The following is a 12052-nucleotide window of genomic DNA, read 5'->3' on the forward strand; positions in this document are numbered from 1 at the left end:
CCATGCGCGTCCACTTCACCGTCAACGGCCGGCCGCAGCAGGCGGACGACGTCTGGGAGGGCGAGTCCCTCCTCTACGTCCTGCGCGAACGCATGGGCCTGCCCGGCTCCAAGAACGCCTGCGAGCAGGGCGAGTGCGGCTCCTGCACCGTCCGCCTCGACGGGGTGCCGGTCTGCGCGTGCCTGGTCGCCGCCGGACAGGCCGAGGGCCGCGAGGTCGTCACCGTCGAAGGGCTCGCCGACTACGCCCGCCACCGCGCCGACGCCCACCCCGGCAGCGGCTGTCCGGCCGGCGCCTGCGGCACCGGCCTCGACGAGGCCCGCGCCTGGCAGGCCGCCCCCGGACCGGACGGCCCGCCGCTCTCCCCGGTCCAGCAGGCCTTCGTCGACGCCGGAGCCGTGCAGTGCGGTTTCTGCACCCCCGGACTACTGGTCGCCGCCGACGAACTCCTCGAACAGCACCCCTCCCCGTCCGACCAGGACATCCGCGAGGCGCTCTCCGGCAACCTCTGCCGCTGCACCGGCTACGAGAAAATCCTCGACGCGGTCCGACTCGCCGCCGCCCGTTCCGCACAGGAGGCCTGACCATGGCGACCACCGGCACCCCGGTCGGCCTCACCCAGGGTTCACCCACCCGGGGCGGGATCGGCGAGTCCACCCTCCGCCCCGACGGCACCCTCAAGGTCACGGGGGAGTTCGCCTACTCCTCCGACATGTGGCACGAGGACATGCTCTGGGGCCACACTCTGCGCTCCACCACCGCGCACGCCGAGATCCGGTCCATCGACACCGCCGAGGCGCTCGCCACCCCCGGCGTGTACGCGGTCCTCACCTACGACGACCTGCCCGCCGCCGTGAAGAACTACGGCCTGGAGATCAAGGACACCCCCGCCCTCGCCCACGGCAGGGTCCGCCACCACGGCGAACCGGTCGCCCTGGTCGCCGCCGACCACCCCGAGACCGCCCGCCGCGCCGCCGCGAAGATCCGCGTCGACTACGCCGAACTCCCCGTCGTCACCGACGAGGCGTCCGCCACCGCACCCGGCGCGCCCCTGCTGCACGAGGACCGCGACGACCACTACGGCCTCCACGTCCCGCACCCCAACGTCGTGCACCGCCAGCCGATCGTGCGCGGCGACGCGGCGGCGGCAGCGGCCCGCGCCGACGTGACCGTGCGCGGCGAGTACGTCTTCGGCATGCAGGACCAGGCCTTCCTCGGCCCCGAGTCGGGGCTCGCCGTCCCCGCCGAGGACGGCGGCGTGGACCTCTACGTCGCCACCCAGTGGCTGCACAACGACCGGGCCCAGATGGCGCCCGTCCTCGGCCTCCCCGAGGAGAAGATCCGGATGACGCTCTCCGGCGTCGGCGGCGCCTTCGGAGGCCGCGAGGACCTGTCCATGCAGATCCACGCCTGCCTGCTCGCGCTGCGCACCGGCAAGCCCGTCAAGATGGTCTACAACCGCTTCGAGTCCTTCTTCGGGCACGTCCACCGTCACCCCGCCACGCTCACCTACGAGCACGGCGCCACCCGCGACGGCAAGCTCACCCACGTGAAGTGCCGCATCGTGCTGGACGGCGGCGCCTACGCCTCGTCCTCCCCGGCCGTCGTCGGCAACGCCGCCTCGCTGTCGGTGGGACCGTACGCCGTGGACGACGTCGACATCGAGGCGATCGCCCTCTACACCAACAACCCTCCCTGCGGGGCGATGCGCGGCTTCGGAGCCGTCCAGGCCTGCTTCGCGTACGAAGCGCAGATGGACAAGCTCGCCGCCGAACTCGGGCTCCACCCGGTCGAGTTCCGCCGGATCAACGCGATGGAGCAGGGCACCCTCCTGCCCACCGGGCAGCCCTGCGACTCGCCCGCGCCGGTCGCCGAACTCCTCCGCCGCGTCAAAGCCCGCCCGCTGCCGCCCGAACGGCAGTGGCTGGAGGCCGGCTCGGCGGGAGGCCCCGGTTCGGTGGACGTGCGCGCGCTGCCCGGCGGGCTCTCCAACACCACGCACGGCGAGGGCGTCGTACGGGGCGTGGGGTACGCGGTCGGGCTGAAGAACGTCGGCTTCTCCGAGGGCTTCGACGACTACTCCACCGCCCGGGTCCGGATGGAGGTCATCAACGGCGAGGCGGTCGCGACCGTGCACACCGCGATGGCCGAGGTCGGGCAGGGCGGTGTCACCGTGCACGCCCAGATCGCGCGTACCGAACTCGGCGTCGGCCAGGTCACCATCCAGCCCGCCGACACCCGGGTCGGCTCGGCCGGCTCCACCTCCGCCTCCCGTCAGACGTACGTCACCGGCGGCGCGATCAAGAACAGCTGCGAGGCCGTCCGGGAGCGGGTGCTGGAGCTGGGGCGCCGCAAGTTCGGTACGTACCACCCCGCTTGGGCCACCGCCGAACTGCTGCTGGAGAACGGCAAGGTCGTCACCGACGGCGGCGAGGCCCTCGCCGGCCTGGCCGAGGTCCTGGAGGACGAGGTGATCGAGGTCGAGCTGGAGTGGCACCACCGCCCCACCGAACCCTTCGACATCCGCAGCGGCCAGGGCAACGGCCATGTGCAGTACTCCTTCGCCGCCCACCGGGCCGTCGTGGAGGTCGACACCGAACTGGGGCTCGTGAAGGTGGTCGAACTCGCCTGCGCCCAGGACGTCGGCAGGGCGCTCAACCCGCTCGCCGTCGCGGGACAGATCCAGGGCGGGTCCACCCAGGGGCTCGGCATCGCCGTGATGGAGGAGATCCTCGTCGACCCGGTGACCGCCAAGGTCCGCAACCCGTCCTTCACCGACTACCTGATCCCGACGATCCTCGACACCCCGCCCATCCCCGTCGACGTGCTCGAACTCGCCGACCCGAACGCCCCGTACGGGCTGCGGGGCGTCGGCGAGGCGCCCACTCTCTCGTCCACCCCCGCGGTCCTCGCCGCCATCCGGGCGGCGACCGGCCTGGAGCTCAACAGGACCCCGGTGCGCCCGGAGCACCTCACCGGCACCTGATCGCGGCGCGCGGTGCGGCGACGCCGCCGTACGCGCGCCGACACCACCGGGAGCCGGCCCCGCCCGAGAGCCGAACCGGCCGAGAGCCGCACCGCCGAGAGGAGCAACCCGTGCTGGACATCGCCGCGGAACTGCACCGATGGACCCTGGAGGGACGGGACTTCGCCGTCGCCACGGTCGTCCGGGTCGCCGGAAGCGCACCCCGGCAGCCGGGCGCCGCCCTCGCCGTCGACCGGGCCGGTGAGGCGGTCGGCTCGGTCTCGGGCGGCTGCGTCGAGGGGGCGGTGTACGAACTGTGCCGCCAGGCCCTGGACGACGGAATCACCGTGCGTGAGCGGTTCGGCTACAGCGACGAGGACGCCTTCGCGGCCGGCCTCACCTGCGGTGGAACCATCGAGGTACTGGTCACCCCGGTCCGGGCCGGCGACGCCGTCCGGCCGGTCGTGGCGGCCGCGCTCGCTGCGGCGGCAGCCGGCCGTCCGGCCGCTCTTGCCCGGGTCACCCACGGGCCGGACGAACTCATCGGCCGGGCCGTGGTGGTGGATGGGGGCTCCTCAAGTGCCTTGTCAGGAAATGAAGATGACTCGACGTCAGCTCTGGGATTCGAGCAGTCCGCCGTCGCGGAGGCGCGGGCGATGCTCGCCGCGGGGCGCACCGGCACGGTCACCGTCGGCGCGGACGGCTCGCGGTGCGGCCGGGCCGTCACCCTGTTCGTGGAGTCGAGCGTGCCGCCGCCCCGCCTGATCGTCTTCGGCGCCGTCGACTTCGCCTCGGCCCTGACCCGCGCGGCGGCGTTCCTCGGCTACCGGGTCACCGTCTGTGACGCCCGGCCGGTCTTCGCCACGGCCGCCCGTTTCCCCGAGGCCGACGAGATCGTCGTCGATTGGCCGCACCGCTACCTCGCCACCGCCGAGGTCGACGCGCGTACCGTCCTCTGCGTCCTCACCCACGACCCGAAGTTCGACGTACCCCTGCTGAAGACCGCGCTGCGGCTGCCGGTCGGCTACGTCGGCGCCATGGGGTCGCGGCGTACCCACCGGGACCGGGAAGCGGCGCTGCGGGAGGAGGGTGTCACCGCAGGTGAACTGGGCCGTCTGCACTCGCCGATCGGGCTGGACCTCGGAGCGCGTACGCCCGAGGAGACCGCCCTCTCGATCATGGCGGAGATCGTCGCCGAGCGGCACGGAGGCACCGGCGCGCGCCTCACCGGCGCCCACACCCCGATCCACCACGAACCGGTCCCGTCGACGGGCGCGGCCCTGGCAGGCACCGCTCCCGCGGACCTCGCATCCCTGGACATCGCCGCCATGAACGCCCTTTCCGCACCGGGCGGTTAACCGCCACGGCGGATTCCTGCCACCGTGAAACCGCTTTGCCGTCCGCCATTTACCGGTAGATCAGCACCATGACATTTTCAGCCCCCTCCGTTTCCGGCCGGGCGAGACCCGCTCGTCAGGGACGCACGCTCCTGCTCATAGCGACTTCCGTCGCACTCGTGAGCGGTGTCATGCTCCCCACCGCTGGTTCCGCTTCCGCGTCCCCCCACTCGGTGACCCCCCAGGCCCCGGCCGCCCACACCCGGCAGACGGACGAACCGCAGAGCCACGACATCACCCTCGTCACCGGCGACGTGGTGCACTACGTCGAGGGCGCCGGAGCCGGCGACCGCGGCACCGTCACCGTCGACCGCCCGCACGGCGCGACCGGCGGCGTCCATGTGCAGCAGGCAGGCGGCGACCTCTACGTCCTGCCCGACGAGGCCACCTCCCTCCTCGCCGCCGGGAGGCTCGACCGCAGGCTCTTCGACATCACCACGCTGGTCGAGATGGGGTACGACGACGAGGGGACCGGCGGCATCCCACTGATCGCCACCTACCCGCAGGGCGTGGCGCGTTCGCTGCCCGCCACACCGGACGGCGCCAGGAAGGTGCGCACCCTGGAGTCGATCCACGGGGCGGCGCTCACCGCCGACAAGACCGACGCCTGCACCTTCTGGGACAGCATCTCCCGTACACAGAGCGCCCGTTCGCTGGACGCGGGTATCTCCAAGCTCTGGCTCGACGGTCGTTCGACGGCGCAGCTCTCGGAGTCGGTGCCGCAGATCAACGCACCCGCCGCCTGGGCGGAGGGATACGACGGAACGGGTATCAAGGTCGCGGTCCTGGACACCGGCATCGACGCCGACCACCCGGACGTCAAGGACCGCATCCTGGAGTCGAAGAGCTTCGTCCCCGGCGAGGACGTGGACGACAAGAACGGCCACGGCACGCACGTGGCCTCGACCGTGGCCGGTTCCGGCGCGGCCTCCGGCGGGCTGAACAAGGGCGTCGCCCCGGGTGCCGGGCTGCTGATCGGCAAGGTGCTCGGGAACAGCGGCGAAGGTGCCGACTCCGGCATCATCGAGGCGATGGAGTGGGCGAAGGCCGAAGGCGCCGACGTCGTCTCCATGAGCCTCGGCGCCCAGGTGCCGGACGACGGCAGCGACCCGATGGCCCAGGCGGTCAACGCGCTCTCGGCCGACGGCGGGCCGCTCTTCGTCATCGCGGCCGGCAACTCCTACGGCGCCGGCACCATCAGCGCGCCCGGCTCGGCGGCCGAGGCGCTCACCGTCGCCGCCGTCGACAAGCAGGACAACCGCGCGCCCTTCTCCTCCATGGGCCCGCTGATCAACACCCACGGCCTGAAGCCGGACCTGTCCGCCCCGGGCGTAGGCATCAACGCCGCGGCCTCCCAGTCGGTTCCCGGCATGGAGGGCATGTACCAGTCGATGGACGGTACGTCGATGGCGACCCCTCACATCGCCGGTGCCGCCGCCGTCCTCAAGCAGCGCCACCCCGACTGGTCCGGCAGCCGGCTCAAGGACGCGCTGATGAGCTCGTCCAAGCAGCTCCCCGCGTACACCCCGTACGAGCAGGGCACCGGACGCGTCGACGTGAAGGCAGCGGTCGACACCACGATCGTGGCCACCGGCTCCGTCGAGGTCGCCGACTACGCCTGGCCGCACGACGCCTCCGACGAGGTGGCGCGGCGGACCCTCACGTACACCAACACCGGCAAGCAGGACGTCACCCTGCACCTGGCGACCGACACGGACTCCGCGGCGTACACCCTCTCCACCTCGGAGCTGACCGTCCCGGCGGGCTCCACCGCGACGGCCGTGCTCTCGATCGATCCGGCCAAGGTCGACGCGGGCACCCTCTTCTCGGGCCAGGTCCTCGCCACCGACGCGACCGGTGCGACCGCCGCCCACACGGGCTTCGCCGTCAGCAAGGAGGAGGAGCGCTACGACCTCACCATCCAGCTCCGTGACCGTGCGGGCCAACCGGCTGACGGACAGGTCGTGTTCGCCGCGCTCGAAGACCCGAACCTGAGCGTCGTCAACGTCTCCGGCTCCACCACACTGCGGCTCCCGCCGGGCAACTACACCGCCTGGACCGCGCTCGATATCGACGGCGACCGCGCCGACTCCAAGGCGCTCGCCTTCCTCGCCGCACCCGAGACGATCCTCACGGACGGCCCGCGGACCATCACCCTCGACGCGTCGAAGGCCCACAAGATCAGCACGCGCGCCCCGCAGGAGTCCGAGACCCGCCAGCTCCGCTACGACATGGCCCGGACGGCACCCAGCGGCCTGGTCCAGCGCGACCTCTACCAGATCCCCCTGGCCTACGACGAGTTGTGGGCCGCGCCCACCAAGAAGGTCACCCAGGGCACCTTCAGCTTCCTGACCCGCTGGCGCCTGGGCGAGGAGCAGATCGACGTCACGGCCGACGGGACCGATGTCCCCGTCACCGTGCAGGGCGGCTCCGTCGTCGCCGAGGACCGCGAGCAGAAGCTGGCCGCCGTCTATGCCGGCGACGGAAGTGCCGCCGCCTACAAGGGGCTTGGCGCCAAGGGCAAGGCTGTGGTCATCGACCGCAGCGACACCGTCGCCCCCGCCGACCGGCTCGCCAACGCGGTCGCCGCAGGAGCCTCGGCACTCTTCGTCGTCAACGACGGCCGAGGTGTCGCCTTGGAGACCTACACCGACTGGGGCACCGAGACCACCATCCCGGTGGCCTCCGCCCAGAAGCTCGCCGGTCAGGCCCTGATCAAGGCAGCCCGGCGCGGCAAGAAGATCAGCGTCGACCAGAAGAAGTTCGCCGACTACGTCTACGACTTCGTCGACCGCCACGACGGCACCATCCCCGACCGCTCCCTGGCGTTCACCCCGTCCACCCGCCAACTGGCCAAGGTGGAGAACACCTTCTACGGCGCCAGGAAGACGCTCGGAGCCGGCTACCGCTACGACATCCCGGATTACGGACCGGGCGTCGGCTTCGAGGAGTACGAGCAGTTCCCGGGCGTTCGCGACGAGTGGGTCACCCCGCTGCCGGGCGACTCCTTCTGGTACGAGAACCACTCCGTCTTCAACGCGGAGGCCACCGACACCGCCGCCGAGATGCGCAGCACCGACCTCGACTACACGGCCGGCCGCACCTACAAGGACGACTGGTTCGCCCCGGTGACGAGTCCCCGCCTCGGCACCGGCTACTGGGGCCCGTTCCGTACCTCGTACAACGACATGCAGTTCAACATCAGCGCGTGGACCGACTCGGGCGAGGGGCACTCGGGCTCGATGCCCTCGGACGAGTACGACACCACGAGCTACGCCTTCTACCAGGGGGACACCCTGATCAAGAAGGGGGCGGGCCGGGCCGGTTACGCCTGGGACCTCTCGCCCGAGAAGCTGCCGTACCGACTGGTCCTCGACTCCCGCCGCGACGCGGAGACCTGGAAGTCCTCCACCCGCACGCACAGCGAGTGGTCGTTCCTCTCGGGTCAGCTCGACGCGGGCGAGGCCGGTTACGCGCAGAGCGACATCCCGCTGATCCAGCTGGACTTCGACGTCGACACCGACCTCGCCGGTGACGTGAAGGCTGGCAAAGAGGTCGAACTCGGCCTCGGGGCCGGGACGCAGGCCTGGCTGGACGGCGCGGTGAAGGCAACGTCCGCCTCGTTGCAGGTCAGTTACGACGACGGGGCCAAGTGGAGCACCGTCAAGCTGCGCAGGACCGCGTCCGGCCAGTGGGCCGCGACGTTCACCCCGCCGAAGAAGGGGGCCTCCTCGGTCTCCCTCAAGGCGCACGCCGAGGGCCCGGACGGCCTCGCCGTGGACCAGGAGATCATCCGGGCGTTCGGCCTGAAGTGACCTCCGGGCGCTGAGGAGCGCAGGCTGCTCCGGCGCCGGGACACACCGGTGGCCCCGCACCCCTCGCCGGGGGTGCGGGGCCACCTGCTCGTGGCTCGGTGAGGTCGGTGGGTGCGGCCGGCACAGCGCTCCACCTGGCCTTCGGAGAAGCGGCCACCGCCGCCCCCACGGCCGGGTCAGCCCGGCTTGACGGCCCGCGTCGCGAAATAGCCCGACAGGTAGGGAGCGGACGCGTCGGACTGGTGCGGTGCTTCCGCGAAGCCGGTGAGGACGAACCCCGCGGCGAGTTGCCCGCCGATCTGGCCGGTGAGGGTGTGGCTGTACTCAAGAGCGGCATCAGCGCCGAACTTCGCGGCGCGTTCCTCGGCGGAGTACTGCGTGACGTCGCTGTAGGGCAGTTTGTGCACGACGACCAGCTCGCCGCGCTCGTCGAGCGCCTCGTGGTCGAACAAGTACGCATCAGGGTTGAGGAAGCCCGCGAGCAGGGTTCCGCCCGGCCGCAGGACGCGGAAGCACTCGCGCCACACCGGTGCCACGTCCGGTACGAACAGGTTGGACACCGGATGGAACACGACGTCGAACGCCGCGTCGCCGAAGGCACCGAGATCGCGCATGTCGCCCAGGACCGTGCGCAGCTCGAGTCCGTCGCGCGCCGCCACCATCCGGTCCTGGCCGAGCTGGCGGGGCGAGTTGTCGAACACGGTGACCCGCGCCCCCGCGGCGGCGAGGACCGGACCCTGCTGGCCGCCGCCTGAGGCCAGGCACAACACGTCCTTGCCGGTGAGGTCCGCCGGCAGCCAGGAGCGGTCGACCGGCTCGTGCCCGATGAGGACGATCGACCAGTCGCCCGTGCGGGCGCGCTCGACGTCCTCAGGGCTCACCGGTCTCGACCACTCGTTGCCCTCCTGGACGTACTTGTCCCAGGCCGCCCGATTGTGGGCAACGGGGTCGACAACAAAGTCCCGCACGTACAACTCCCTGCCACAGCCGAATGGACACCTGCGGTTCCGACACCTCGGTTCCGACACCTGCGGTGCCGACGCTTCGGTGCCGTCAGCCAACACGATGCGGGGCGCGGACTCAACGGAATTGCCGGGCACCGAGGTGTCCACCGGTCACGGGCGGTCGCGCGGAGGGCGCGTGGCGCCGGTCGGAGGCCCCCGCCGCCGCGGACGTCGCGGTCCGGGGCGGCCGCGTACCCGCTCATCTGCGAGGACCGGGTGCGCCACCGGCCCGCAGGTGCCGTCCGGACGCGGCGGCGGCCGTGACCCCTGGCCCTGCCCCCGGCCACGGCCGCGCCGGTGGGGTCAGCTGCCCGACTGGAGGGCCGTCCAGGTCGCCGTACCGACGATGCCGTCCACCGACAGCCCGTGGCCGGTCTGGAAGGTGCGCACGGCGGTGGCGGTGCCCGATCCGAACTGCCCGTCGACGGAGACGGTCGTGCCGAGGGCCGCCGTCAACGAGCGCTGGAGGCGCTTGACGTCCTCACCGGCGCTGCCCTGCCGCAGGTCGGGAGTGGTGCCGGCCGACAGCAGGGCCGTCCAGGTCTTCGCACCCACGATGCCGTCCGCGCTCAGCCCGCGGGCCCGCTGGAAGGCCTGGACCGCCGACGTGGTCGCGGAGCCGAACACCCCGTCCACCGAACCCGCCTCGTAGCCCTGGGTGTTGAGGAGCTGCTGCACGGCCTTCACCTGGGCGCCACTGGAGCCCGACTGCTGGGTCGTGTAGGAGGGGAAGCTCAGCGCGTCCGTGGTCCCGCCGGCGGAGCCGTCGACCAGCTGCATGTAGTAGGTCCAGTCCCAGTAAGGGCCCGGGTCCGTGTGGTCGTTGCCGGGCGCCTCGCTGTGCCCGATGATGTGCGCCCGGTCCTTCACGATGCCGTGCCGGTCGCAGAGGTAGCGGGTGAGCGCCGCCGAGGAGCGGTACATCGCGTCGGTGAACCAGGTCGGATCGTCGATCCAGCCCTCGTGCTCGATGCCCAGGGACGAGGCGTTGGCGCTCTTCGCGTGGTAGGCGGTGTCGCTGTCGCGCACCATCTGGGTGATCTGGCCGTCCGAGGAGCGGATCACGTAGTGGGCGCTGACCACGGCCGCGGGGTCCTGGAACCAGCTGATGGAGCCCGCGTACGAGCCCTGGGTGACGTGGATGACGACCTTGTCGATGTCCGCCGTCCGGCCCGACTTGTAGTTGGTGGTGCTGGCGGGAACCCAGAGCGCCGACGGGTAGTCCGTCGAGCGGGTGCTCACGTCGCTCGGGGCGAGATCGCCCTTCTCCGGGGAGACCGGACGCGAGGTGACGGTGATCTCCTCGCCCCCGGGGGTCTTGGCGCGCAGACCGCCGGCCAGGAAGGAGTAGACCGTGTCCGCGTAGAGCGCGGCTGCGGGGCCTTCGGCGCCGCCGTACCGGGCGACGGCCGGGTACCAGGAGTCGACGTCGAGCCGCTCGTCCCGGTCGAGCCCGAGGGAGTCGGCGTACGAGCGGAGCACGGCCGCGCCGCCGAGGACGTTCGTCGCGGTGTTCTCGCGCAGCTGGGCGGCGGAGGCTCCGGTGAGGGCGGCGGCCTTCTCCAGGGACCGGTTGGTCGGGTTGCTCACCAGGTGCATCACGCCGTAGCCGTTGTCCTGGCTGGGGAGTCCCTGGTGCCCGTCGAAGTGCGACTCGCCGTAACCGACCGCCGCGAGCAGGTCGCGGGGCACGCCGTACTCGCCGGCGGCGCGGGCGAAGGCCCGGTTCAGGGAATTGGCGGTCGGGTCCGGCGCGGCCGAGGCCAGGGCCGGCTGTCCCGCCGCCACGACGGCCGCGACGGTGAGGGCCGCCAGGGCGGCGGCGGAGGCGCGACGGCGCACGGGGGCCGAGGGGGGTCTGGGCATGTCTGCTCCTGCGTGTGTGGGGGAGAGGGAGCCTTCGGTCCGGTGGGGTGGACGGAGGGCTGCAGAGCGGGCACAGGCTATCCATCTGAAGAATGCATGACAATGACGACCCGGTGCGACGCGCCGGGTCAACACCCCATCGGCGCAACGTATCTGACGAGGTGTCGGCACATGGCGGAGCCCGCCTCCCGAAGGGGGGCGGGTTCCGGGGAAGCGGGGGCTACCAGCGGTCGCGGTGCACGACCTCGGCGACCGGGCGGCGGCGGACGGGGCCGAAGTTCCCCTTCGGCCACCCCACCGGAATCGCGGCGAAGGTCCGCATCTCCTCGGGGATGCCGAGCACCTCCTTCCACTCCTGCTCCAGCATCAGGTGCCAGATGGTGACGTTGGCGGCCAGGCCCAGGGCGCGCGCCGCCAGAAGGAGGTTCTGCACCCCCGGATAGACGCAGGAGCCCTCCGCCAGAGCCTGGAAGCGGTCCTGCGTGGCCATCAGGCGCTCGCTCGCCACCGGCCCCAGCGCCACGGCGGAGGCGATCAGGCCCTCCTCGTCCAGGCGGGGCTCGGGGAACCGGTAGCACGGCACGACGAGCGCGGGCGTGTCGGCGAAGTGGTCGCGCTGGTACTCGATCGCCGCGACCATCCGGCCGTACGCCGCCTCGTCCATGCCCTTCGGCGCGTACTTCCCCGTCGTCGCGAGATAGGCGTCCACGCACCGCTTCCACAGCGGCGCGAGCTCCGCCATCACCTGGCGGTCGGTCACCACGACGTACTCGTACGCCTGCATGTTGCCGCCGCTCGGGCCCCAGACCGCCGCCTGGACCAGCCGCTCCACCGTCTCGTACGGCACCGGGTCCGGCGAGAGGCGGCGCATGGCGCGCATGGTGGACATGGTGGCGAAGAGGGCGGGATCCTCGGTCGCGGAGGCGTCCGTGCTCAGTGTTTCCGTTGTCATGATCGCGGAGTGTACGGGCCCAAGAGGCGACCCGGACAGGGGCGTTGGGCGTA

7 protein-coding genes are annotated in these 12052 nt (G+C 71.9%); 4 read left to right on the top strand and 3 right to left on the bottom strand.

Annotation, left to right across the window (positions count from 1 at the left end):
* The first annotated feature begins 2 nt into the window (after positions 1–2).
* The 4 genes from OG599_RS28400 (at position 3) to OG599_RS28415 (ending at position 8177) form a co-directional block, all read left to right on the top strand.
* Complete coding sequence (locus OG599_RS28400; protein ID WP_327178811.1) at positions 3–584, top strand: (2Fe-2S)-binding protein; 582 nt, start codon at positions 3–5, stop codon at positions 582–584.
* A 2-nt stretch (positions 585–586) separates the two neighbouring features.
* On the top strand, positions 587–2986 hold the full coding sequence (gene pucD / locus OG599_RS28405; RefSeq protein WP_327178812.1) for a xanthine dehydrogenase subunit D: 2400 nt from the start codon (positions 587–589) through the stop codon (positions 2984–2986).
* A 110-nt stretch (positions 2987–3096) separates the two neighbouring features.
* Complete coding sequence (locus OG599_RS28410) at positions 3097–4323, top strand: XdhC family protein (RefSeq protein ID WP_442809568.1); 1227 nt, start codon at positions 3097–3099, stop codon at positions 4321–4323.
* A 68-nt stretch (positions 4324–4391) separates the two neighbouring features.
* Positions 4392–8177: a S8 family serine peptidase gene (locus OG599_RS28415; RefSeq protein ID WP_442809569.1), complete on the top strand. Its 3786-nt coding sequence runs from the start codon at positions 4392–4394 to the stop codon at positions 8175–8177.
* Between the two features lie 176 nt (positions 8178–8353).
* On the opposite strand, the gene OG599_RS28420 is transcribed toward OG599_RS28415, so the two are convergent.
* From OG599_RS28420 to OG599_RS28430, 3 genes are all read right to left on the bottom strand, one after another.
* Positions 8354–9145: a class I SAM-dependent methyltransferase gene (locus OG599_RS28420; RefSeq protein WP_327178813.1), complete on the bottom strand. Its 792-nt coding sequence runs from the start codon at positions 9143–9145 to the stop codon at positions 8354–8356.
* Between the two features lie 339 nt (positions 9146–9484).
* The gene (locus tag OG599_RS28425; protein ID WP_327178814.1) at positions 9485–11047 is read right to left on the bottom strand and encodes a peptidoglycan-binding protein; all 1563 of its coding nucleotides are present in this window, start codon (positions 11045–11047) and stop codon (positions 9485–9487) included.
* A gap of 220 nt (positions 11048–11267) precedes the next feature.
* Positions 11268–11999, bottom strand: coding sequence for a nitroreductase family protein (locus tag OG599_RS28430; RefSeq protein WP_327178815.1), 732 nt, complete (start codon positions 11997–11999; stop codon positions 11268–11270).
* Positions 12000–12052: the final 53 nt, after the last annotated feature.

Origin of the sequence: Streptomyces sp. NBC_01335, assembly GCF_035953295.1 — a bacterium.
Taxonomy (GTDB): domain Bacteria; phylum Actinomycetota; class Actinomycetes; order Streptomycetales; family Streptomycetaceae; genus Streptomyces.